Source organism: Photorhabdus asymbiotica (genome assembly GCF_003634575.1).
Classification (GTDB): Bacteria; Pseudomonadota; Gammaproteobacteria; order Enterobacterales; family Enterobacteriaceae; genus Photorhabdus; species Photorhabdus asymbiotica.
On sequence record NZ_RBLJ01000005.1, the window covers coordinates 456,609 to 480,970 of the forward strand.

Annotated in this window: 17 protein-coding genes and 3 pseudogenes; 12 read left to right on the forward strand and 8 right to left on the reverse strand. The window is 41.6% G+C overall.

Going from position 1 to position 24,362, the window contains the following annotated elements; genetic code table 11:
• The first annotated feature begins 54 nt into the window (after window positions 1–54).
• A complete protein-coding gene (locus BDD30_RS21815; protein WP_049795235.1) occupies window positions 55–1,059 on the forward strand; it encodes a NotI family restriction endonuclease in 1,005 nt (334 codons plus the stop codon).
• On the opposite strand, the gene BDD30_RS21820 is transcribed toward BDD30_RS21815, so the two are convergent.
• The 3 genes from BDD30_RS21820 to fdhD all read right to left on the reverse strand — a co-directional run bounded on the left by BDD30_RS21820 (window position 1,046) and on the right by fdhD (window position 3,962).
• On the reverse strand, window positions 1,046–1,993 hold the full coding sequence (locus BDD30_RS21820) for a DNA adenine methylase (RefSeq protein ID WP_197535145.1): 948 nt from the start codon (window positions 1,991–1,993) through the stop codon (window positions 1,046–1,048). The genes BDD30_RS21815 and BDD30_RS21820 overlap by 14 nt on opposite strands.
• A gap of 160 nt (window positions 1,994–2,153) precedes the next feature.
• On the reverse strand, window positions 2,154–2,726 hold the full coding sequence (locus BDD30_RS21825) for an alpha/beta hydrolase (protein ID WP_015836458.1): 573 nt from the start codon (window positions 2,724–2,726) through the stop codon (window positions 2,154–2,156).
• Between the two features lie 405 nt (window positions 2,727–3,131).
• Window positions 3,132–3,962, reverse strand: coding sequence for a formate dehydrogenase accessory sulfurtransferase FdhD (gene fdhD / locus BDD30_RS21830; protein WP_015836457.1), 831 nt, complete (start codon window positions 3,960–3,962; stop codon window positions 3,132–3,134).
• A gap of 179 nt (window positions 3,963–4,141) precedes the next feature.
• On the opposite strand from fdhD, the gene fdnG reads away from it, so the two are divergent.
• The 3 genes from fdnG to fdoI are packed head-to-tail and all read left to right on the forward strand — an operon-like array spanning window position 4,142 to window position 8,768.
• Window positions 4,142–7,189 (forward strand): formate dehydrogenase-N subunit alpha, encoded by a 3,048-nt coding sequence (gene fdnG, locus BDD30_RS21840; RefSeq protein WP_015836456.1) that lies wholly within the window; start codon window positions 4,142–4,144, stop codon window positions 7,187–7,189.
• 11 nt (window positions 7,190–7,200) lie between these two features.
• Window positions 7,201–8,130 carry a formate dehydrogenase subunit beta gene (gene fdxH, locus BDD30_RS21845; protein WP_015836455.1) on the forward strand — a complete coding sequence of 310 codons (930 nt, stop codon included), beginning with the start codon at window positions 7,201–7,203 and terminating at the stop codon, window positions 8,128–8,130.
• Window positions 8,127–8,768 (forward strand): formate dehydrogenase cytochrome b556 subunit, encoded by a 642-nt coding sequence (fdoI, locus tag BDD30_RS21850; protein WP_015836454.1) that lies wholly within the window; start codon window positions 8,127–8,129, stop codon window positions 8,766–8,768. The genes fdxH and fdoI overlap by 4 nt, the downstream gene beginning before the upstream one ends.
• A 746-nt stretch (window positions 8,769–9,514) precedes the next feature.
• On the opposite strand, the gene BDD30_RS21860 is transcribed toward fdoI, so the two are convergent.
• Window positions 9,515–10,468 carry a methyltransferase gene (locus BDD30_RS21860; protein WP_015836453.1) on the reverse strand — a complete coding sequence of 318 codons (954 nt, stop codon included), beginning with the start codon at window positions 10,466–10,468 and terminating at the stop codon, window positions 9,515–9,517.
• A gap of 884 nt (window positions 10,469–11,352) precedes the next feature.
• Window positions 11,353–12,315, reverse strand: coding sequence for a methyltransferase (locus tag BDD30_RS21870; RefSeq protein WP_015836451.1), 963 nt, complete (start codon window positions 12,313–12,315; stop codon window positions 11,353–11,355).
• A gap of 549 nt (window positions 12,316–12,864) precedes the next feature.
• On the opposite strand from BDD30_RS21870, the gene fdhE reads away from it, so the two are divergent.
• From fdhE to BDD30_RS21900, 7 genes are all read left to right on the forward strand, one after another.
• Window positions 12,865–13,794 carry a formate dehydrogenase accessory protein FdhE gene (gene fdhE, locus BDD30_RS21875; protein ID WP_015836450.1) on the forward strand — a complete coding sequence of 310 codons (930 nt, stop codon included), beginning with the start codon at window positions 12,865–12,867 and terminating at the stop codon, window positions 13,792–13,794.
• A 21-nt stretch (window positions 13,795–13,815) separates the two neighbouring features.
• Entirely contained in the window at window positions 13,816–15,207 is a 1,392-nt protein-coding gene (selA, locus tag BDD30_RS21880; protein ID WP_015836449.1) for an L-seryl-tRNA(Sec) selenium transferase, read from the forward strand.
• Between the two features lie 35 nt (window positions 15,208–15,242).
• The gene (gene selB, locus BDD30_RS21885) at window positions 15,243–17,102 is read left to right on the forward strand and encodes a selenocysteine-specific translation elongation factor (RefSeq protein ID WP_015836448.1); all 1,860 of its coding nucleotides are present in this window, start codon (window positions 15,243–15,245) and stop codon (window positions 17,100–17,102) included.
• A 132-nt stretch (window positions 17,103–17,234) separates the two neighbouring features.
• Window positions 17,235–18,884: an LTA synthase family protein gene (locus BDD30_RS21890; protein WP_015836447.1), complete on the forward strand. Its 1,650-nt coding sequence runs from the start codon at window positions 17,235–17,237 to the stop codon at window positions 18,882–18,884.
• 285 nt (window positions 18,885–19,169) lie between these two features.
• On the forward strand, window positions 19,170–19,301 hold the full coding sequence (locus tag BDD30_RS24835; protein WP_282958032.1) for a hypothetical protein: 132 nt from the start codon (window positions 19,170–19,172) through the stop codon (window positions 19,299–19,301).
• Window positions 19,302–19,555: 254 nt separating this feature from the next.
• Window positions 19,556–20,476: a carbohydrate kinase family protein gene (locus BDD30_RS21895; RefSeq protein WP_015836446.1), complete on the forward strand. Its 921-nt coding sequence runs from the start codon at window positions 19,556–19,558 to the stop codon at window positions 20,474–20,476.
• 47 nt (window positions 20,477–20,523) lie between these two features.
• Window positions 20,524–21,753, forward strand: a complete 1,230-nt coding sequence (locus BDD30_RS21900; RefSeq protein ID WP_015836445.1) for an MFS transporter — start codon at window positions 20,524–20,526, stop codon at window positions 21,751–21,753.
• A 28-nt stretch (window positions 21,754–21,781) separates the two neighbouring features.
• Here BDD30_RS21900 and BDD30_RS24470 read toward each other — a convergent pair.
• The 3 genes and pseudogenes from BDD30_RS24470 to BDD30_RS21915 form a co-directional block, all read right to left on the reverse strand.
• Window positions 21,782–21,970 (reverse strand): annotated as a pseudogene (locus BDD30_RS24470) (transcriptional regulator); the annotation flags it as partial.
• Between the two features lie 557 nt (window positions 21,971–22,527).
• A complete protein-coding gene (locus BDD30_RS23835; protein WP_170152974.1) occupies window positions 22,528–22,704 on the reverse strand; it encodes a hypothetical protein in 177 nt (58 codons plus the stop codon).
• A 306-nt stretch (window positions 22,705–23,010) separates the two neighbouring features.
• A pseudogene (locus BDD30_RS21915) lies at window positions 23,011–23,846 on the reverse strand (YicC/YloC family endoribonuclease); the annotation flags it as partial.
• A 185-nt stretch (window positions 23,847–24,031) separates the two neighbouring features.
• On the opposite strand from BDD30_RS21915, the pseudogene rph reads away from it, so the two are divergent.
• Window positions 24,032–24,362, forward strand: a pseudogene (gene rph, locus BDD30_RS21920) (ribonuclease PH); the annotation flags it as partial.

Consider the following 24,362-nt stretch of genomic DNA (forward strand, 5'->3'; position numbering starts at 1 on the left):
TCGCAGGATAATATAGGGAAATTTTGTAGCACAATTAACTGAGGAAGTATGCACATGGCCCGCGCTCCGATCCCTCGCTATGGGATAGCCGAGTGGTTCGGCAATGACATGACCGCAATGACACCAGAGGAACGCCAAAGCTTCGGGCAGCTTGCAGCAATTCAGGATGCTACTGGCGACATATCTAACGCACCAATTTGCCCATTTATCTCTACCTTAGTACCTAATGCTCGGTGCAACAAGGCCAGCGGGGTGTGTAGTATTCGCCGCTATGCTTCTGGACCGGATGGTGTCGGTGTCCCAGTGCCGGGTGACAAGGTAGTAACGGTTTGTCCATCACGGTTCTTACAAACGCTGGACAACGAGAAAACTCCGTTTGTCTGGATCGCTGAAAAGATGCTTGATATCAAAAACCCTACTGTAGTCAAGGAAACTCCGTTTCTTCGTAAGGTTTCCGACTCTATTGCTGATGCAACAGTATCCGATGATGAAGGTGATGGTAAGAAAGCTGGACGTATTGACTGGATCATAGTTAATCCAACCACAATGGAAGTTGGGGAACTGGAGTGGTGTGCGGTAGAGACCCAAGCTCTGTATTTCTCCGGTGATAAGATGCGACCTGAGTTTGACGCCTATGCCAAGGCTCCGGCTCCAGTGTTGTTCCCTGTCGGTCGTCGGCGACCTGATTATCGCAGCAGTGGCCCAAAGCGGCTATCACCGCAGTTAGATGTGAAAGTGCCGGTACTGAGGAACTGGGGCAAAAAGGTTGTTGTGGTCATAGATCGATATTTCTATAGCAACATGAATGCACTGACAGACGCTTATCCCCGTGCCAGAAATGACCAGGAAAAACGGGATAACTCGGATGTGGTATGGTTTGTTGTTGACTATGACGAATCGTTGAATATGACGGCTAGTGAGGTTATTTATACCACCTTAGAAAGCTCACGACGGGCACTTAATGCTACTGAACCATTGAGTAAGGCAGATTTTACCCGCAATTTGAAACAAGTCATTGATGATAAATCGCGGGCAAATAAGGTATTTAAGGCTTCATAATAAGCAGCTCATAGATAATTGCATGGTGCGTATTCTTCATGGGAACACGTTCAATTCTGAACCCGTAACGCTCGGCCAGCTCGCGTACTTCTGGAGCATCATCGTAAGTCATCATCACTGAGCCACGCACGTTAGCCATAAGAGCAAATAGCCCTTCGTGGTCAACTTCGTTATGGGTGTAAAGTCTGGAGCCTGCTTTCTTGCCTCCGGCAGTATAAGGCGGATCAATAAAGAAAAAGGCATTTGGATCATCGGCAAATCGGCGCACAACATTAAAGGCATCTCCTTGCTCGAAGTCTATACTATCTTTTAGTGTTCGCAGTAGCTTGATACGGGTTGCTAGAGTTTCGGGATACCAGCGTGATTTAAGCCCTTTTCCGGCTTCCCCTTCTTTAACCAACCCGGCACCGGCTGCCATTATGCCGCCTCGTTGCATCCGATTCTTGATGATAGTTCGAAATGCGCGATTTTTGGTAGATCGAGGTTTGTTATTAAGTACAGCCTTGACGTTCTCCAGTGTCACGTCAAAGCTGGTAATTTTCTTGGAAAGTTCGGCCACGTCATCATCAGAACCATGAAAAATAGTTTCCCATACGGCGGCTACGTCATCGTCTAGTTCACATAAAAAAACCCTTTTAGCCAGCCCTTCGGCGGCCATACTTAGGCCGCTAATCGCGCCACCGGCAAATGGCTCCACAAATACGGATGGTGCATGTTTTGCGGTCTTCAACCATTGGCGAATTTCTGGTACGAGCCAGGTTTTCCCGCCTGGATAGCGGAATGGGCTTAAATGGCGAACCTGAGCTATATTGGTAGGTTTTGATTTGGTATGCAGCTTATTTACCAGTGAGGCAAGTGTGGCTGCTTTTTCTGGATCGACAAAGTGTGATCTGAGAGAGTCTAATGCTGAACGGCATTCTTCATGTACAAGCACGGTTGATCGTGTAATACCTTCGGCCTTGAGGCGTTCTATTCTCCTACTCTGGCGTTGTGTTGCTGTTGCGTCCATGTTTATACCTTAACTGGTGTTACCGTGATCATTCACGGAATTCTATATAACAAACCAAGATAGGTCAAACCGTGAACGTTCTCGGTTAAATATTCATGAGATGCTCTGTAATATTATTCTGGGGAAAAGAGAATATTAATGCCCTAGTCCCTAGTGCTTTATTTATTAATTCAACTGCAATATTGCAGCAATCGGGTTTTGATATTTCTGAATGGGCACAATCTATCAATTCTATAGTTATTTTGTCGGAAGGCTCTAATTTGTCGATAAAGTATTTTTCATCATTGGAGAAAAACAACGACGCAGGTTTTATTGGCTTCACATTCAGGTAATCACGGATACGTGAGCCAAAGATGCAGATAGTATTCTGAACGGGTAAATGTGTATCTTCTGAAAGCCGCCATGCTACTGTAGCGCCGATACTGAATCCAACCAGTATCACTGGAGAATCAATGTATGTAAGGGCATCCCTTACTTTGCATGTGTATTCGTCTATTGATGACACGCTATGAAAGTATTCGTATGCCATGTCTTGATTTGGTACTTCATTTTCTTTTTCGTAGGGAGAAATGAATGACACATCACTACCTAAATGTTGTGCAATTATTTTTACATGTTCTGAAATTCCGTGAATATCCGTTAAAAATATAAATTTCATATAATGATCGTTAGCTTAATGTGAGAGAAGAATATGATCGATTATCTAGCTAAGAAAATCAATTAAATTGTGTTGAGAGATGTTAGTTCTGGTTATTTTAGTAAAATAATTTATGTATTGTAAAGTTAAACGTTAAGTCATTTGGTAAAATAATTTGTGTAAATAATCATAGAGGAATAAATAATATAAACAACTTATTCTAAAAATAGAATTTTTATATAATTTCAGCTATTAGCCATTGTTGTTTTAACGACAGATTATCTATCATTCTACTAATGAAATTATTGCTGTTTAGTGTCACTATTAATGAGTGGCGGATTCGACTAATAAGCTACCGTCTTGATGGTCAAGTTTTGATAGCATAGTTTTCATCATATGATTGCTGCCTATTTACTCTTTGTGCAACTAACTCCTTAATCTTGCAGCATGGGTATAAACCGTTGCCTTGCCTGGTTTACAAAAACCAACCAGTGTCAGATTACATCGTTCAGCGACTTCTACTGCCAATGAAGTTGCTGCTGAAACAGCAAACAAGATCTCAATACCACAGACGGCAGATTTTTGTACCATTTCATAGCTGGCGCGGCTGGAGATTAAAATGGCACCTTGCTGCCAGCTTAATTTGGCTTTCATTCCCAGCAGCTTGTCCAACGCAACATGACGGCCTACATCCTCGCAGCCACCCAATAACTCACCTTCTGGATTGATCCAGCTTGCTACATGGGTACATCCGGTTAGTGCACCGATATCCTGAATATGAGTTAATTGGGAAAGAGCATAGTCAAGATGGTTTAATGAAAAAGTTTGAGTAAAAGGTAATGGTGTAATCGGGCGGAAAATATCAGAAAGTTGCTCTGTACCACAGATCCCGCAGCCTGTCCGTCCTGCTATATTGCGTCTGCGCTCTTTTAGACCAGCAAAACGACGGCTGGAAAGCTCTATTTGCAACTCAATTCCACCATGACAATTGATCATCGTGTCAATGCCACGAATTTCTTGTTGAGATTCAATAATGCCTTCAGAAAGTGAGAATCCAATAGCGAAATATTCGAGATCTTTGGGACTGGCCATCATCACGACATGAGAGATGCCGTTGTAGACTAAAGCAACAGGAACTTCTTCTGCCACCCAATCCGCTTTTGATGTATTGAGATGATGCTTTTGTTGCACGTTCGTTTGTTTTATGCCCTCAATGACATCAAGTTGTAACAATTTCCCTGATCTTGTGTTATGCATTAGACGAATGACCTAATAGTATTGCTACATAATAATAAGTGGAAAAAAGAGTCTATACTATTTATCAGGTAATAAATCTGATCACGCTACGGAAAGTGGTTAATAAAAGAGACACATTTGAGATTTTTCCCGTGAGGGAATGGGCGTATGTTTAAAACAATGTGAGTGAGGAGATCCCCATGCAAGTCAGCAGAAGGCAGTTCTTTAAGATCTGCGCTGGCGGTATGGCGGGTACGACGGTGGCCGCGTTGGGCTTTGCTCCAACCGTAGCTCTTGCACAAACACGTAACTATAAACTATTGCGTGCGCGTGAAACCCGGAATACCTGTACGTACTGTTCTGTCGGTTGTGGGTTGTTGATGTATAGCCTTGGCGATGGCGCAAAAAATGCGAAAGAGAGTATTTTCCATATTGAAGGCGATCCTGATCATCCGGTAAATCGAGGTGCCCTTTGTCCCAAAGGGGCCGGTTTGGTTGATTTTATCCACAGCGAAAGTCGCCTGAAATATCCGGAATATCGTGCTGCCGGTTCTGACAAATGGCAACGTATCACTTGGGATGAGGCATTTGATCGCATCGCTAAATTAATGAAAGCAGATCGGGATGCCAATTTCGTTAAAACCAACCAAGAAGGCGTTACAGTCAATCGCTGGCTGACGACCGGTATATTATGCGCATCTGCTTCCAGTAATGAAACAGGCTATTTAACCCAAAAATTTAGTCGCGCTCTCGGCATGCTTGCCGTAGACAACCAGGCGCGTGTCTGACACGGACCAACGGTAGCAAGTCTTGCTCCAACATTTGGTCGCGGTGCGATGACCAACCACTGGGTTGATATTAAGAACGCGAATCTGATCGTCGTTATGGGAGGGAATGCCGCTGAAGCGCATCCTGTAGGGTTCCGCTGGGCAATGGAAGCGAAAATTCATAATAATGCTAAGTTAATTGTGATCGATCCACGCTTTACCCGTACAGCATCTGTGGCGGATTTCTATACCCCGATCCGTTCTGGTACGGATATTGCCTTCCTGTTAGGTGTGATTTTATACCTACTAACCAATGAAAAGATTAATCGCGAATATGTAGCAGCATATACCAACGCCAGTCTTATCGTGCGTGAAGATTACGCGTTTGATGATGGCTTATTCAGTGGTTATGACACAGAAAAACGTCAATACGACAAAACCAGTTGGAATTATGCACTGGATGAAAACGGCTTTGCTCAACGTGATATCACACTGAGTCATCCACGTTGTGTATGGAATCTGTTGAAAGAGCACGTTAGCCGTTATACGCCCGATGTCGTCAGTAATATTTGTGGTACACCAAAAGATGATTTCCTGAAAGTCTGTGAATATATTGCAGAGACTTGCGTTAAGGATAAGACAGCTTCCTTCCTATACGCACTGGGTTGGACTCAGCACTCGGTTGGAGCACAAAACATCCGTGCTATGGCAATGATCCAGCTTCTGTTGGGTAACATGGGTATGGCTGGTGGTGGTGTTAACGCATTGCGTGGTCACTCGAACATTCAGGGACTGACTGATTTGGGGCTGTTGTCACAGAGCTTGCCGGGATACCTGACATTGCCATCAGAAAAACAAGCCGATCTGCAAACTTACCTACAGGCAAATACGCCAAGGCCCATGTTGCCGGGTCAGGTTAACTACTGGGGTAACTATCCGAAATTCTTTGTCAGTCTGATGAAGAGTTTCTACGGCGACAATGCCCGTAAAGATAATGACTGGGGTTTTGACTGGCTGCCTAAGTGGGATAAAAGTTATGACGTCCTGCAATTTTTCGAAATGATGTCGAAAGGTGAGGTGAATGGCTATATCTGTCAGGGCTTTAATCCGGTTGCTTCATTCCCGGATAAAAACAAAGTGGTTGATGCACTGTCGAAGCTGAAATTTTTGATCACTATTGATCCGCTTAATACTGAAACGTCAACTTTCTGGCAGAACCACGGTGAATTTAATGATGTTGATTCAGCAAAAATTCAGACAGAAGTTTTCCGTTTACCATGTTGCTGTTTTGCAGAGGAAAATGGTTCGATTGTTAACTCTGGTCGCTGGTTGCAATGGCACTGGAAAGGGGCTGATGCGCCGGGAGAAGCTATCGGTGATGCTGAAATCCTTTCCGGTATCTTTAAACGCATGCGAGATATGTACCAAGCAGAAGGTGGTGCATTACCAGAACAGGTACTGAATATGACTTGGGATTACTTCAACCCGGCTAGTCCAGCATCGGAAGAGGTGGCTCAGGAGAGCAACGGTCGGGCTCTGGTTGATTTAATCGATACTGATGGTAACGTCATTGTGAAGCAAGGCCAGCAGTTGACCTCTTTTGCGCAGTTACGCGATGACGGCACGACGGCTAGTGGTTGTTGGATCTTTACCGGAAGCTGGACGCCAGAAGGTAACCAGATGGCTCGTCGTGATAACTCTGACCCATCAGGCTTGGGTAATACTCTAGGCTGGGCGTGGGCTTGGCCACTAAATCGCCGTATTTTATATAACCGCGCATCAGCTGATCCGCAAGGTAAACCGTGGGACCTGAAACGCCAGTTATTAACGTGGAACGGTGCTAAATGGAGTGGGGCTGATATTCCGGATTACAGCGTGGCGGCACCAGAAACAGAGGTTGGTCCGTTTATCATGCAGCCGGAAGGTATGGGGCGCTTGTTTGCTATTGATAAAATGGCAGAAGGCCCGTTTCCTGAACACTATGAACCCTTTGAAACGCCGTTAGGCACTAATCCGTTACATCCGAATGTGATTTCTAACCCGGCTGCCCGGGTGTTCAAACGCGATTTTGAGACCATGGGTAAACCAGATAAATTCCCCTATGTAGGAACGACTTACCGCCTGACAGAACATTTTCACTATTGGACGAAACATGCATTGCTGAACTCGATTGTCCAGCCTGAACAGTTTGTGGAAATTGGTGAAAAACTGGCAGAGAAGAAAGGTATCAAACACGGCGATACCGTCAAGGTGAGTTCTAATCGTGGCTATATCAAAGCGAAAGCGGTTGTAACTAAACGTATTCGAACCCTGAATGTACAGGGGCGTGAAGTGGATACTATTGGTATTCCAATTCATTGGGGATTTGAAGGGGCAGCGAAAAAAGGCTTTATTGCCAATACGTTGACACCATTTGTTGGTGATGCAAATACACAAACGCCTGAGTTCAAAGCGTTCCTGGTTAATGTGGAAAAGGTGTAAGGGGGAAAATTATGTCACTGCAAACTCAAGACATCATTCGTCGCTCTGCTACTCACTCTTTCACTCCTGCGCCACGGGTGCGGGATGACCAGCAAGAAGTGGCGAAGCTGATTGATGTAACAACGTGTATCGGTTGTAAAGCCTGTCAGGTGGCTTGTTCCGAATGGAACGATATCCGAGATGAAATTGGTTATAACGTTGGTGTTTATGATAACCCGGCTGATTTGACCGCTAAATCATGGACCGTGATGCGTTTTTCTGAAGTTGAGCAGAACGGCAAGTTGGAATGGCTTATCCGTAAGGATGGTTGTATGCACTGTGCTGATCCGGGGTGCTTGAAAGCGTGTCCGGCAGAAGGTGCAATCATCCAATACGCAAACGGGATTGTCGATTTTCAGTCGGAACACTGTATTGGCTGTGGTTATTGTATCGCGGGTTGTCCGTTTAATGTGCCGCGTATCAATAAAGAAGATAACCGGGTATATAAATGTACTTTGTGTGTTGACCGTGTTGCTGTCGGTCAGGAACCCGCTTGTGTGAAAACGTGTCCGACCGGCGCAATCCATTTTGGCAGTAAAAAAGCGATGAAAGATTTGGCTGCTGAACGGGTTACTGAGTTGAAAGGCCGTGGTTATGATAACGCTGGTCTATACGATCCTGACGGTGTTGGTGGCACTCATGTGATGTATGTGTTGCACCATGCGAATAAACCACAGCTATATCATGGCTTGCCTGACAATCCATCCATCAGCCCGACAATCACTTTCTGGAAAGGTATTTGGAAACCTCTGGCTGCGGTGGGATTTGCTGCGACATTCGCAGCCAGTCTCTTCCATTATGTGGGGATTGGTCCGAATCGTGTGACTGAAGAAGACGAGGAAGAGGCGCGTCGTGATGCAGAATCCTCACAGAAATCAGCCCATGGGGAGGCACCAAGATGAAAAAGGGGAAGGATATTATTATCCGTCACTCACCGCTCGAACGGGTAAACCATTGGGCGGTAGTACTCTGTTTTCTGTTTACTGCTATCAGTGGATTGGGATTCTTTTTCCCCTCTTTTAACTGGTTTATGAATATCTTCGGTACTCCTCAGTTATCACGGATTTTGCATCCGTTTGTCGGTTCAGTGATGTTTGTTTTGTTTATCTTTATGTTCTTTAGATATTTCAAACATAACTTTATCGACAAAGACGACATAGTATGGTTGAAGAATATCGATAAGATTTTGAAAAATGAGGAAGTTGGCGATATTGGTCGCTACAACTTGGGGCAGAAAGCGGTTTATTGGTCTATCAGCGTCTGCCTGATATTACTAGCCGTCAGTGGCATTATTATCTGGCGGCCGTATTTCGCTGATTTCTTCTCTATTCCGGTGATTCGCATCGCTCTTTTGGTCCACTCAGTGTCAGCTATTGGTTTGATCCTGACCATTATTGTCCATGCTTATGCCGCATTCTGGGTGAAAGGTTCTATCCGGGCAATGGTTGAAGGTTGGGTCACTCGTGGTTGGGCAAAGAAACATCATCCACGTTGGTTTCGTGAAGTGGTGACGCAGGAACAACAGGAAGAGAGGCGTTAATACCAATAATCATCCAGGTAGGGCCATATCCTGCCTGGATGAATAATAGAGGAAATTATTTTTTTATTTAAATTATTTTTTCAATTCTATAAAACTATTTTCAGATTTTAACTTTGTAATCTGACTATCATTGTTAGTTATATGAAAGTGCTTTTTCTTTTCTGATATTTTTGTGAGTAAGAAATCTTTATAACTGCATCCAATCACTGTGAACGATTCCGAATCATTAACTATTTCACTTGTTAATGTGGAGTTGTGTAAACACTTATTCCAATTATCTACCATATGAAATAATTCTAACAATATAATCACAAAAACAGAAATAGTGCCATTTCCATTTTCTAAGCTAATAATTTGTAAACTGTCTGAGTCTACAGAATAAGAATTGTTTAAGGATGAAGAAATACATTCACGGTATTGTACTTTGTTTTATAAGATTGGATATACCCTTTATCCTTCAAGTTGCTGATTTGTTGGCTACTTTCACTCACCCCAGTCACAGAGTTATCTATGCTCCTGGGGATTCGTTCACTGGCCGCCGCGCTGTAACTCGAAATCTATTGGGTATATATGGTGCATGTCTTTGGGTTTTTAATAAAAACTTTGATCATTCAACTTCGTTTTCTTTTTTAATCAAAATTAAATTTGGCATCAAAATATGATGCCAAATTTTGTATCCGTTATATATATTTTTCAGCAACATCCGAATCTTTATCTTTTGTAGAGGCCCCATGATTCTTTATACTTTATTTTATGCCTAGTTCTATAATTACATGTGCTTCATCTATATCTTTAGTATCCTTAATGGCAAGCCCAGCTTGATTAGCCAAATACTCGAATTCTTCTAAGGAGCGTTCTTTTCCTGATAATATTACATCCATAAATATGTCAAGAGAGTGAACTATTCTGGATTGTGGTTTCTTCATGAAGCTTACCAATAAAATAGTCGCATTATTATCAATAGCTTTTCGGCAATTTTCCAGAATTAATATTGAATCGTCATCAGGCCAATCATGGATAATATGCTTTAAAATATATAAGTCATAACCGGATGGAACTGATTTTAGAAAGTCTCCATCTATAAAATCTATATTTTCTGAAACAGGAATTTCATTATATCTGTCCAATACGGCGTAGTGTTTTCCTTTTACCTTTTCACTAATTTTTAACAGGAGATTTCCTTCTCCACCTCCAACATCTAATATTCTGTTGTGTTTATTAAAGTCATAAATATCAAGTAATTTTTTAATTATTTTGTCTGAGGTTTTTGACATTGAAGCGTCAAAATTTGATTTGAGCAATCTGTTACTATTTAAATGTTCAAAGAATGGTTTTCCATGTGTCATTTCAAATGCTGATTTATCATTATTTTCGAGTAAGGATTTTGAGTACATTGACCAGGCGTTCCAGCAATCTGGGCTAAGTTCCCATTTTATCATTAGTGACTCCATACTTTCAGGATCTGCAAGTGCGCTGCATTCGTCAGAAAGGGCGACTTTATGGTTATTGCTAACTAATACTCCTATTCCAATTAAGAAATCACATAATCGGCTAAGGCGAGAATTATCAATATTACATTTACGGGAAAGTTCGTCTATATCTACGTAGGTTCCATTTTTAAAGTGAACAGATAAACCTGTGTTAACAAAAATGTAGACTGCCGCTGATTTTCTATATGATGCTATAAGTTCGACTAGCATTGAGTTATCCTTTTTGATTATAAAAAACAAGGTGCAAGGTGTTTTATCTAAATTACAGGTGATATCTTAGTCGCATGTCTTGATTAAAATACAACTATTAACTTTGATATGTTTTTCTAATCAATTTAATGAGATTTAAATTCTTCTTTGGTCATTGTTTAGTTAATATTAATGACGTATTTATAAAAGTAAATGATTAACTATCATACTGTGATAAATTTGATAAAAATAAATGACAAAGATCACAATTAACTCTTTTCATGATTTTTTAAATAAGAAAAAAATAACTTGATGTATTTATTTATGCTTGAAATTGTTAGAGCATTCATTTCTTGACGATTTTAGTGTTATAGTAGAAATTGTTTAGATCAAGTAAGAAGGGTTATAATCATAATCTACTGAAAATTATAATTATTTTTATGTTATTCTATTATAACCAGCTTATTAATGTCTTTGATGTTTTTCAGTTGTCTTGATATTTATGTCGGTGATACCTGTTTGATATTTATAATTCTTTCTCTATCCCGATGGTGCGAATTGATTTTCTGGAATAGATAATATTTTGTCTGTTGATAATTGATGTTGAATAGTGTAAATATGAAAGTAAAAAAGTTTATTTGTTTTTTATTGTGAATGTCTATATGGTTAGGAAATATAAAAAACATGGTGTCAGATATTCTGATACCATGTTTTATACCCTTCATCCTTCAAGTTGCTGCTTTGTTGGCTGCGTTCACTCACCCCAGTCACATAGTTATCTATGCTCCTGGGGATGCATTCACTTGCCGCCGCGCTGCAACTCGAAATCTATTGGGTATATATATGTTTCTCTATGTTGGAATATCCGGTAATTATCTGATGAAATAATGTTTAATTCCTATGGTTTATTTTACCCCTAGTTTAATAAATGAAAATGATTCATCTAAATCTTGGGTGTCCTGAATGATGAGTCCTGCTTGGTTAGCCAAATATTCGAACTCAGTTAAATAACGTTCTTTACCTAAAAGTAACACATCCATGAATATATCCATAGATTTAGCTATATTAACTATAGGAGACAGTGGTTTTTTCATGATGGTTATCAATAATATCGATGCATCATCATTCATTGCTTTCCGGCAATTCTTCAAAATTGATATTGAGTCATTATCAGACCAATTATGAATGACATTCTTTAAAATATATAGATCATAACCAGATGGAACTGATTTCAGAAAATCTCCATTTATAAATTCCATATTTTCTGAAACAGGAGTTTCATTATATTTGTCCAATACGGCGTAATGTTTTCCTTTTACCTTTTCATTGATTTTTACCAGAAGATTTCCTTCTCCTCCTCCAAGATCTAATATTCTCTTATGTTTGCTGAAATCATAAGTTTCAAGTAACTTTTTAGCTAGTTTGTCAGAGTTTCTTGACATTAAAGAATCAAAATTTGATTTTATTAATTTATTATCACCTAAATGCTCGAAGAATGGTTTACCATGCGCTATTTCGAATGCTGATTTATTATCATTTCTCAGTAAGGATTCTGGGTACATTAACCAAGAATTCCAGTTATATGAGCTAATTTCATGTTTTACCAATAATGACTCCAAGCTGCTAGGATCTGCAAGTGCACGGCATTCATCAGAAAGGGCAACGCCATGGTTGTTGTTAACTAGTACCCCGATTTCAATTAAGAAATCACATAATCGGTTGAGGCGAGAGTTATCAATACCGCATTTATGGGAAAGTTCATTTATGCTTACATAGATCCCATCTTTAAGATGAACAGATAATCCGGTATTAACAAGAGCATAGATTGCGGCTGATTTTCTATATGATCTAATAAGTTCGGTTAGCATTGAATTATCCTTTATGATTATAAAGAAATGAGAGTTTTCTATAGATTACAGAATGCTATTGAATATATTGGGAAAATATTTTAACCAAAATGTGATTATTAGTTTTAATATATTCTCCTAGTCAGGTAATGAAGGTTATTTTCTCCTTTGATAATTGTTTAGTTAACCTGGATGACGCATTTCTATGAGTAAACTATCAAGTGGTAGACTATATTAAATCCAATAAAAAGAAATGACGAAGATCACAATTAACTCTTTTAAATATTTTTGGAAATTAAATGAAATAATATGGCGTAGTGGAATTTTTTAAAAAATTATTTATGAAAAAAGGAATAATGATAAAACCTGGTAAATTACAGGTTTTTATTGAATATGCTGGCTACCATCCAAAACATGATTTTTAGTATTTTCACCTAGATTTTCACCGCAATTTTTATATTCTCTCTGTGGCTCATAGCCCGCTTTTGATCTATGCTGAACGCTAAAAACAGGCTTAGGATTATTATTAACCGGAAAGCCGCATAACAGATAACAGGAAGATAGAACTTAATGAGTATTCGCATCATTCCTAAAGAGCAATTGAGTAAAGAGCGTGTCAATGAAAAAGCAGCAGATTATATCCCGCCACTGCTTTTTGTTAATCTGAAAAACCTCTATCAGCGTCGGTCTGAGCGTCTGAAACAACTGGCCGTAGATAATCCGTTTGCAGACTATCTTAGCTTTGTTGCAGACGTTGTTCAGGCCCAGCAAAAAGCGTTACATGACAATCCGCTGAAAATAGAGATGGCAGATATTTTGGAAAAGTCTGCCGCTGAGGGTAAACCACCCTTGGATTGTAAAATGTTCCCACGTACTGAGCACTGGCAAAAATTGCTTTACTCTCTGATAGCAGAATTACTGCCTGATGCGCCGGAACATATCAGCGTAGCTTTGGATAATCTGGAAAAAGCATCGGAACAGGAACTGGAACAGATGGCTGATGCTTTACTGAAAAATGAATTTAGTAAAGTCAGCCCTGAAAAAGCACTATTTATCTGGGCGGCACTGTCCTTGTATTGGACACAAATGGCTAATCAAATCCCGGGAAAGGCGCGGACAGAATATGGTGAACATCGTCAGTTCTGTCCTGTTTGCGGCAGTATGCCGGTTTCCAGTGTCGTGCAGATTGGAACCACTAGCGGGTTGCGTTACCTGCATTGTAGTTTGTGTGAAAGTGAATGGCATGTGGTTCGGGTGAAGTGCAGTAACTGTGAACAGACTCGTGATCTCAATTATTGGTCACTGAATAATGAACAGGCAGCAGTGAAAGCGGAAAGCTGCGGTGATTGTGGCAGTTATCTGAAAATCCTTTATCAGGAAAAAGATCCAAAAGTTGAGGCTGTTGCTGATGATCTAGCTTCGTTAATCCTTGATGCCAAAATGGAAGAGGAAGGTTTTGCCCGCAGTAGTATTAATCCATTCCTGTTTCCGAATGCGTAACTGCTAATTGATGGTATTGCCATGACACAAAAACTGAGTCCATTGTACAGCCAGCTTCCTGCCATTGATCGTCTGTTGCATGAGCCACAGATAGCGTTGTTCGTGGAACAATATGGACAGACGCTGGTAACGGCAACATTAAGAAAAATGCAGGAGCAGGTCAGAACCAATATCAGGCAGCATCAGGAACTGCCTGATTGGTGCGATAACTGGGCAGTAGCACTGGGTCAGCAATTGGAACAAAGACAGGTTTTGTCCTTAAAGCCGGTGTTTAACCTTAGTGGTACGGTACTTCATACCAACTTTGGCCGGGCATTAATGGCAGAATCGGTTATTGAAGCGGTAACACAAGTGATGCGTTCACCGGTAACGTTGGAATATTCCCTCGATGGTGCTGGGCGTGGGCACCGTGATTGTGCTTTGGCGAATTTGTTATGCGAATTAACCGGGGCAGAAGATGCTTGTGTCGTTAATAACAATGCAGCAGCTGTGTTGTTATTGTTAGCAACTGTAGCATCCGGTAAGCAAGTTGTGGTTTCCCGGGGTGAGTTGGTGGAAATTGGTGGAGCATTCCGTATTCCTGATGTGATGGCTCAGGCAGGATGCCGATTGGTTGAAGTTGGCACCACTAATCGTACTCACCTGAAAGATTATCAACAAGCTATCAATGAAGAGACCGCTCTTCTGATGAAAGTTCATACGAGTAATTACCGTATTGAAGGTTTTACTGCGGAAGTCTCCGGTTGTGAATTAGCGAAACTGGGGGTTAAATCCCAAATTCCTACTGCTATTGATTTGGGTAGTGGTTCTATGATCAATATGGCTCAATATGGCTTGCCAGCCGAACCTATGCCTCAGGACTATCTGAATCAGGGCATCGATCTGGTCACTTTTTCTGGTGATAAATTATTGGGGGGGCCGCAGGCTGGAATTATCCTTGGTAAGAAACAGTGGATAGAAGCTATCCAGCGTCATCCACTAAAGCGCGCTTTGCGGGCGGATAAAATGACTCTGGCTGCTTTGGAAGCGACATTGCGATTGTATCAATGCCCTGAACAACTTTGCTATCAGTTGCCAACGTTACGTTTGTTAACGCGTTCACAGCAAGAAATGTATGATTTGGCACAACAGTTATTACCTCAGATTCAGGCATATTACGGTGGCCAGTTTATTGTTCGTAATGAGCCGTGCTACTCACAGATTGGCAGTGGTTCATTGCCAGTCGAGCTTTTGTCTAGCTGGGCTTTGACTTTCACTGCCATTGATGGTCAGGGCCGGACATTGGAACAGTTGGCTCAGCACTGGCGTAGATTAGCGAAACCGGTTATTGGACGTATTTCTGAAGGACGTTTGTGGTTGGATTTACGTTGCCTTGAAGACGGAAAAGCATTGTTGCAGGCACTCTTACTTTAATTTTCTGGAACTACCCTAATTTTCTGAAACTATATATGATTTTTGCCACCGCAGGTCATGTTGACCATGGTAAGACTACGCTGATTCAAGCTATTACCGGTGTGAATACGGCACGTTTGCCGGAAGAGAAAAAACGAGTTATGACCATTGATCTGGGTTATGCCTATTGGCCGCAATCAGATGGGTCTTCGGTTGGTTTTGTTGATGTGCCCGGACATGAAAAATTTCTTGCCAATATGCTAGCAGGGATAGGGGGTATCGATCATGTTTTGCTAGTGGTTGCCTGTGACGATGGGGTAATGGCTCAAACCAAAGAGCATTTGGCTATTCTACGTTTGATAGGCTGCCCGGCAATTACAGTTGTGCTCACTAAGGCAGATCGGGTGGCATCGTTGCGGGTAGTTGATGTGCGCCAACAGATTGAGTATGAACTGGCAACTCAGGGTTGGATTGGTGCTCCTTTGTTTATTACAGCAGCCACTGATGAAGAAAGTATTGCCCTTCTGCGGCAGCATCTGTTGCAGCTACACCAACAAAACAGACAGCATGAAAAGCTGAATCAGCGTTTTCGTCTGGCGATAGATCGTGTTTTCAGTGTAAAAGGCGCGGGTCTGGTGGTGACGGGAACGGCATTAGCTGGCAGGGTCAGTATGGGGGATATCCTCTGGCTGACTGGCTGTGATAATCAAGTCAGGGTGCGTGGCCTGCATGCTCAGAATCGACAGACAGATACGGCCCAGGCCGGGCAGCGCATTGCACTGAATATTGCCGGTGATATTAGTAAGGAACAGATTTCCCGTGGTGATTGGCTGCTTTCCCAACAGCCCTCTGAGAATGTGGAAAAGGTGCTGGTAGAACTAGAAACTGATGAACCTTTGCGAAACTGGCAATCTCTTCATATTCATCATGCTGCCAGCCATATCACCGGTCGGATTTCATTACTCAATCAGCCTTCTGATAAGCCTCTGTTAGCTGAATTGGTCCTGGATAGCCCGTTGTGGCTGGTTGAGAATGACCGATTGATATTGCGTGATATTAGCGCCAGAAGAACGCTGGCCGGCGCACGAGTGATAAATTTAAATTCTCCTCGCCGTGGTAAGCGTCAGCCTGAGTTTTTGCATTGGCTCACTCAGCTTGCCAGAGCATCGGATCATGCCGCTAATTTAATGCTCTATTTATCACGAGGGGCTCTTTCTCTTAACCATTTTTCTTGGGCGCGTCAGTTAACGGAAGAGACTCTCCATCAGCTAATAGCTAATATGGATGTGATGATCTCTGATGGTATGGTGCTGTCACAGAGTCATGCTGAGCTGGCAAAACAGAAACTATTACAGGTTTTAGCTGAATATCATCAGCAACATGTTGATCAACTGGGTTTGGGGAAGGCACGTTTAAAACGGATGGCTTTACCAACATTAAATGAAGCGTTGGTTTATAGTCTAATTGATGTATTGCTCGATAATGGGCAATTGGAACAAGCGCGTGGTTGGTTATTTCTTCCTGAACATGGTTTGGCTTTTAGTGACGAACAGGGAAAATTGTGGCAGCGAATAGCACCTTATTTTGCAGATGATCCCTGGTGGGTACGTGATTTGGCGGCTGATTTAGAGGAAGAAGAGGTGACAATTCGCAGTGTATTGAAAAAAGCGGCACAATTGGGACATATTACCGCCGTTGTTCATGATCGCTATTATGGTAGCCAACGAATTCAGCAATTCGCAGAGCTTATCCGTAAGTTTAATCAAAATCATGGTGGGATCACTGCCGCCGATTTTCGTGATGAATTGGGTATTGGTCGTAAACTGGCTATTCAGATATTGGAATTCTTTGATCGCAGCGGTTTTACTCGTCGTCAGGCTGAGCGACATATTCTCAGGGATAATGGGCTGTTTTGATAATTTTTTCTTGTTCAATAAGGAGACGGGAACAACAAAATTAATGTTTTATTTCGATTGATTTAACTTGCCTGTGTTATTTTTGCCAACTGTTACTAGTGTGAGCTTCCTATTGACTGGGTTTAGTACGATATGAAAAAGAAGATAATATCGAGTGTTTATCTAGGGTTATTGTTTATTGCAACTTTAATACTGGTTTTTGAAAAAAGTGATGCTATTTATCCAGCATTGATAGCTCTCGGTGTATTTGGTGTGATATTTGGACTGGTGTTTTTTATGTCGGCCCGGTTACTGTTTTCTGTTGCCTTTACCGGAACACTGTTTATTATCTTTAAGTTTCTCAATCAAATAAAAGTTCATTACTACAAAGAACAGCTCATGTTCTCTGACCTAAACCTGATGTTTGATCCTGCTAATCAGGAAACACTGCGGCATTATTGGCTAGCTGGCCTGGCAGTCATTGCTATGCTTATCTGGTTGATTTTTAATATGGTGCTCAGTTGGAAAAAGTCATCACCTTCCCGTGGTTTCAAATGGCGTACTGTCGGATTGGTGTTGGTTGTGGTTTGTGTATGGGAAGTGAGTGTTACCGCCAATGCGTTTAGAGAGCAATGGGAATCTTCGCTACCAAAAGGACGTGGTACTGTCACTAATATGGTGATGTCAGCTAAAGATGCCAAATATCATGCTCCTCAGTTTGGACAATCATCCGATTATTTTCTGCAACAGGCTAAGCGTGTCACGCTGCCTGTGCCACAGTCTGAAATTAAGCCAGATGTGGTGATGTTATTGCAGGAATCAACGGTTACTCCACATATCTATCAATTACCGGATGATTCACGGCTACCTAATCTTTATATGTTCCAGCGAAATACTGGGGTTAGTGCTCAAAGCCCAATGAGGGTACAAACTTTTGGCGGTGGTACCTGGTTATCCGAATTCTCTGCTCTGACAGGTTTGAATACTGATGATTTTGGTTCACGTAAAAATGCGGTTTTTTATTTTATCGTTGATCACTTGAAATACAGTCTATTCCGTGAGATGAAACAGAATGGTTATTACACCGTTGTTCTGACACCATTTAATAAATCCTCTTATCACTCCGGTCATGCTTACCAGACGCTGGGTGTTGACCGTATTATTCAACCGCAGGAATTAGGCTATCCCGCCAGTCTTGACGAAAATCTGTGGACTATCCCTACACAGAGTATGTTGAATTACGTGAAAGAAATCTTGGGACAGGAAACCGATAAGCCGTTGTTTATTTTCTCCCTGACTATGTATGAACATGGCCCATATGATGAAGATCATTCCGATGATTACGGACTTTCCGGACATGTGAAAAATTTACAGGCAGTTGGTAAGTTCAGTCATTATATGGAAAAAATCAAGGCTTCTGATCCCGCAATCAAAGATTTCAGCGAGTTTGTTGCTAAACGGGAAAAACCAACAATCTTCCTCTATTTCGGTGATCATCAACCCAATATTAACTTAGATCAGTACGATAGTGTATTTTCAAATCCCGGTTATATCACTCAGTTCACCATGCGAGATAATTTGAAACAGGGAGAACCGGTTCAGACTGATGAGTTGACGGATATTTCATTCCTTGGTGGAATGATTATGGAGAGAGCTAAACTGAATGTTTCACCTTTTTATCGGGCGAATATGACGATGCGCCATCTCTGCCGAGGAGCGTTAGATGATTGTCAGGATAAAGAGTTGGTGAATAGCTATAAACACTATATTTATCAGCAACTAGAAGTTGCTGATAAAAAGTAAATCATAAAATATAAGTGAGCGGGTGCCATATTTACATGGCACTTGCTGTACTGCAAATGCGGGTAAATGTTCTTCAACTTTTTGTAACCGCTCTTCAATTACGCGCTTAATCGTTTATTGTAATAAGATAGTAGCAAGGATAATCACTTCCCTTATTTAAGTTGTTCGCATATTCAGACAATAAAATCACCTTATGTTATTGATAATATCGTAAGTTATACCCAATAGATTTCGAGTTGCTTCGTGACGGCAAGGGAGTGAATCCCCGGTCACATAGTTAACTATGTGACCGGGGTGAGCGAGTGCAGCCAACAAAGAGGCAACTTGAAAGATAACGGGTATAAATATATTCGGTGTACATCAGCATATAAATGCAATATCAATCTGGTCAATGGATTTAGGTTAGTAATCACATAATTATACCGGCCAATTCTTATTGGATTCGATTGATGTTAAAGTATAAGCGTTTCTTATGCATTGTGTTTGGGAATTAAAGATGACCAAACCCGTAATCAGATGTCATTCCAGGTTATTTCTATGGCGATGGTCAAACACTCGGTCTGTCTTCTGAATTGATAGTTTGTTGGTGAGAATTTCAGCCTTGGGACTGTTCGTCTCTTTCTTTATTAAGCAGGGTCATAGCTTATATTTGGCCAGAAAAGGAGAGTCTGATGGAGGGGGTACTGCCGATTACTGTGATCGGGGCTGCTGCGGGAGATATTGTTCTCTGTTTACCAAGGCTTCCCCGCAGCGGTGAAGACCGGGAAGCAAAAGAAATTGATCGGCAGATCGGCGGTTCAGGTTTTAATGTTGCCCGGGCTTTGGTCCGTCTGCAAATCCCGGTGATTAATGGTATTCCGGTTGGTAATGGATACTGGGGCGAGCAGATAGCTAAGGAAATGCAAGCTCTGGGACTTAAGGTCACGTTAACCAACTCATATCTTGATAATGGCTGGTGTTTGGCAATGGTCGAACCGGATGGTGAAAGAAGTTTTGTTTCTGTGAGTGGTTGCGAAGTTGACTGGAGTGAGGCAATGCTCTCTTCTATTGCTCTACCAGAAAAGGGATATATCTATTCCAGTGGTTATGTCATGGCGAGTAAAACTACGGCGATTTTGTGTGACTGGTTGCTGACGTTACCTCTTGGACAGACGTTATTACTGGATTTTGGTCCTCGTTTACCAGAAATAGATCCTGCTTTCATTGATGCATTACCTGCTGACCGGACCATTTTGACTCTGAACCGTGATGAGGTTGCTATGTTGTGTGGAGAAGGTGATTCTGTCACTCAGGCTAGCTGTTACTCCAGTAAAAGAAAAATCACGATTATCTGTCGGTTAGGTTCACAAGGTGCATGGATATGCCTGCCGGACCGCTCTCCTGAACATGTTCCTGCCTATAAGGTGAAAGTGGTAGATACCATCGGAGCTGGTGATGCTCATAGTAGTGGCATGCTGGCAGGTTTATCACAAGGGATGTCTTTGAGAGATGCTGTTAAGCTTGGCAATCGTGTTGCTGCCATTGTTGTCAACCGTTCTGGTGCTGCTGGGGCACCAACTATAAAAGAGCTAGAGGAGTTTGTGTTTGAATAATAACCTTCAAACACTGCACCTCTTAAATATTAAGGGGCTTTGCTAAAATGAGTGCAATACTTCCAGATTGGAAACGAAAAACAGCTTTATTTTTATCAGCTCAAACAATTTCTCTGCTGGGTTCTTCCATTGTCCAGTTCTCGATTGTCTGGTATATCACCCTAAGTACCTCATCAGGAGAGATGTTGGCTATTTCGGTACTCTGTGCATTTCTTCCCCAGGTATTAATCTCTTTATTTGCTGGTGTTTGGGCTGATACTTACAACCGTAAGTTACTCAGTATCGCCTCTGATGCGTTAATTGCATTAGTGACTCTTGGCTTGGCGATCTCTTTTATGCTCGGATTCAAGAGCATTGAGTTACTATTTGTAGCCCTATTTCTCCGTTCATTTTGTACTGGAATTCAGACTCCGGCTGTGAGTGCCATCATTCCACAATTGGTCCCGAAAGAGAAACTATTGCGGGTCAATGGTATTAATACTTCTCTGACTTCACTAATGATGTTGGCATCTCCTGCTATCAGTGGTTTTTTGTATTCTCAAACTTCGCTTGAAAATATTTTTCTAGTGGATGTGGCGACTGCCATTATTGGCATTAGTATTGTTGCATTTATTCCTATTCCTACAGTAGCTTCTGATTCCATGCCGGATAATAAATTTCAGGCGATTTTAGATGGTTTTCGCTATCTGCGAGAGAATAAGCTCATTAGGAATCTTTTGATTTTCCTGATTTGTGATTGTTTCTTGGTTAGTCCTGCTGCGTTTTTGACGCCGCTATTGGTTAACCGAACATTTGGTGAAGAATCATGGCGTTTAGCTATTAATGAAGTGACATTTAGTGCAGGAGCAGTTTTAGGTGGATTGCTGATTTCTTTCTTGAATGAATATAAAAATAAATTGCGTATAACGGCAGTAGCTTGCGCATTTTCTGGGATATTTATGATTGCTCTTGGCTATGCGTATTGGTTCCCGCTTTATCTGGCATTAAACGTCTTTTTGGGCATGATAATGCCTTGTTTTAACGCACCGATAGTAGCAACTTTCCAGGAAAAGGTTAAACCTGAGATGATGGGAAGGATATTTAGTTTAGTCCAAATAGCTATGTCCTGTTCTTTGCCATTAGGTATGGTGTTGTTTGGTCCAGTTGCTGATTATATTAGTGTTCAATCTCTTTTAATAATATGTGGTGGGTTGATATTACTGACTGGTACGCTGTTTTTTATGTTTAACGGAGAAGGAAACAAAGAAGGCAACAGAGAAAGTAGCGGAGTAGTTTAATTAGGCTAGTGTTGCCAAAGATATCACGTTATTCCGGTTGAATATGGTTAGTTATGCGATAAGTACAGCGCCGTGAACCGGTGAGAATATACTCTACTCGTTTAACTTGAGCTTGAAGTATCTCCTGAAAAACGTTCAACTCAGCGCGACACAAACCCTGGCAGACAGTAGCGGCAGCACAAATGGGGCAGTGGTTTTCTACCAATAAAATGGTGCCATATGTCGATATCATCGACATATCGTGAACACGTGTCGAAATTTAATGATTTCATCGACATAAGACCTTTGCGTGTTGATGCCGTCAACATATACTCACAATGTGTCGAAAAAATAGGAAATATAAACATGACATGGCAGCCTGATGTTCCCTTTAATGCTATTCCCTTTTCAAGCTTAGTGAGTTTTTATCAGCTAGCAGTGCCAGTGCTTGGTGTCTTGAATATTGAGTAATGACTCATCCACTTTGATTTTATTGAGTCTGGTGTGTGTGTTTTACCCTCCATTTTCTTCAGTGGCATAAGAAAGTACCTCATAACGGGCAATTTCAACATTCACGGATTTGGACTGGCTGCGCAGTTTCGTCAAATTGTTTCGCTTCGTCGTCGCTCAGTGAGCGCTTTTCGCCTTCTGCTTTAGTGAGAAGGGTGCGTATCTGGGTAGTTAAATCGTCGTAATTTGAGTAATTTTCTCATGATGTTTTGTGATAGGTTTTATGTGCTTAAAATATTATTTAACATCATGATAAATAATAAAAAAGTTTCTAAGTTTTAGAGGCTAAACATAGGAAAGCATGAGGATGGCATATTTACAAAAGTTTTCATTCACAAAGTGATAAATTTTCACATAGGTTGTTGGTGACATCTGTGAAAAATTCAAATCAATAGTAACGATGATTCCAACAGCAAGAACAATGTCTGCAGCAACAATAATACTCTTTCCAGCTATAGCCATAGCCCCTAAAGTTGTTCCAGTAGCTCATGTTATAGCAGCAGTTAGATAAAAACCGTTTCCATTCGATTTTCTTTTCGAATCATTCACTGGATTTTATTCACGTTCTTATTTGCTTATCTGTGAACTTTGGTATTGTGCAATTTCCAATAATTAAGGTGGGTACACCTAAATTAGTTTTAGATATCTAAGATATACCCCTTAATCATGCGTTATTGTAAGACTCTATGAAATCTTCAGAAATAAGAAAAAACCAGTAATATCTGTGTATTACTGGCTTTTTGCAATTTTGTGAGAGGCTATGAAATACTATTCAATGTTTTGGATTTGCTCTCTCATCTGTTCAATCAGTACCTTCAATTCAATAGCGGAATTAGTGATATCGGCATTAATGGATTTGGATGCAAGCGTGTTAGATTCGCGGTTGAATTCCTGCATCATAAAATCCAGGCGGCGGCCAACGGCTTCTTTTTTCTTCAGGATATTGCGGGTTTCTTTGACGTGAGCGTCCAGGCGATCCAATTCTTCTGCTACATCAAGGCGTTGAGCTAGCAGAACTAACTCCTGTTCAATACGATTATTTTCAAGCTGTACTTGGGCTTCTTCCAGTTTGGTATGCAGGCGTTCCCGTTGCCATTGCATAATTTCAGGCATCTGTTGGCGAACTTTGCTGACTTCTTCAGTGACAGCATCCAGACGTTGTTCAATCATCGTTTTGAGTGCGGTGCCTTCGGTTTCACGGCTTTGAATAAAGGCATCCAGTGTGGTTGTCCAAGTCTTTCAACAGCTGGGGTACTGATAGCATCCAGATCTTGCTCTTCCGCTTGCCCATAACGCCCGGCCAGCCGCAAAATAATCAACAGGATCTGATTTCACCTTCATTACTTTGTTGCTTGACCCAATTTTGCTGCATTCACCAATTGTTTTGGCCAAGGTTTTCATTTAAGATGAGTTCACCCTGAGGCGCGTGAGTCCAGTTCAAAAACGTGGTTACACTCAACTTTTTCCCGGCGAGTCAGGCGGGAACGAATGCGCTCCACGGAACACGGGTTACTAAACTGTCTGAATTGTTCTGGCAGGCGGATATAATGTCTCTAAATAAGCGGTTTGATTAAACGGGAACGCAGTTCCCAAGCTGCATTTCCCCCAGTTCACTTTTATTGATATCTCGCCCGCGCGAAAGCAGTCATACTACCGAATCATGATTCCTTCCCATTTAAAACAAAAAGATTAAGGGATTATAACGCTCGTCGTAGATGTAGGATAGGCATTAGACCCGTTAGGCCGTATAATGCGCCTCCAATAATGATTTAACAACGGAGATAACACTATGCGCCCAGCAGGAAGAGCGGCAGAGCAAGTGCGTCCTATCACTATAACTCGTCATTACACTAAACACGCGGAAGGCTCGGTTCTGGTGGAGTTTGGGGATACCAAGGTGTTATGTAATGCATCCGTTGAAGAGGGGTTCCCCGTTTCTTGAAAGGTCAAGGACAAGGTTGGATTACGGCTGAGTATGGCATGTTACCGCGTTCTACTCATAGCCGGAATGCTCGTGAAGCAGCGAGAGGCAAACAAGGCGGGCGTACTATGGAAATCCAGCGTCTGATTGCCCGTTCACTGCGTGCCGCTGTTGATCTGAAAAAATTGGGTGAATATAC

Coding starts and splice junctions, on each gene's coding strand:
- selA (WP_015836449.1), top strand. CDS start 13,816: ATGACACAAAAACTGAGTCCATTGTACAGCCAGCTTCCTGCCATTGAT.
- fdxH (WP_015836455.1), top strand. CDS start 7,201: ATGTCACTGCAAACTCAAGACATCATTCGTCGCTCTGCTACTCACTCT.
- BDD30_RS23835 (WP_170152974.1), bottom strand. CDS start 22,704: ATGGCTATAGCTGGAAAGAGTATTATTGTTGCTGCAGACATTGTTCTT.
- BDD30_RS21870 (WP_015836451.1), bottom strand. CDS start 12,315: ATGCTAACCGAACTTATTAGATCATATAGAAAATCAGCCGCAATCTAT.
- BDD30_RS21815 (WP_049795235.1), top strand. CDS start 55: ATGGCCCGCGCTCCGATCCCTCGCTATGGGATAGCCGAGTGGTTCGGC.
- BDD30_RS21860 (WP_015836453.1), bottom strand. CDS start 10,468: ATGCTAGTCGAACTTATAGCATCATATAGAAAATCAGCGGCAGTCTAC.
- BDD30_RS21900 (WP_015836445.1), top strand. CDS start 20,524: ATGAGTGCAATACTTCCAGATTGGAAACGAAAAACAGCTTTATTTTTA.
- selB (WP_015836448.1), top strand. CDS start 15,243: ATGATTTTTGCCACCGCAGGTCATGTTGACCATGGTAAGACTACGCTG.
- fdhE (WP_015836450.1), top strand. CDS start 12,865: ATGAGTATTCGCATCATTCCTAAAGAGCAATTGAGTAAAGAGCGTGTC.
- BDD30_RS21895 (WP_015836446.1), top strand. CDS start 19,556: ATGGAGGGGGTACTGCCGATTACTGTGATCGGGGCTGCTGCGGGAGAT.
- BDD30_RS21890 (WP_015836447.1), top strand. CDS start 17,235: ATGAAAAAGAAGATAATATCGAGTGTTTATCTAGGGTTATTGTTTATT.
- fdhD (WP_015836457.1), bottom strand. CDS start 3,962: ATGCATAACACAAGATCAGGGAAATTGTTACAACTTGATGTCATTGAG.
- BDD30_RS21825 (WP_015836458.1), bottom strand. CDS start 2,726: ATGAAATTTATATTTTTAACGGATATTCACGGAATTTCAGAACATGTA.
- fdoI (WP_015836454.1), top strand. CDS start 8,127: ATGAAAAAGGGGAAGGATATTATTATCCGTCACTCACCGCTCGAACGG.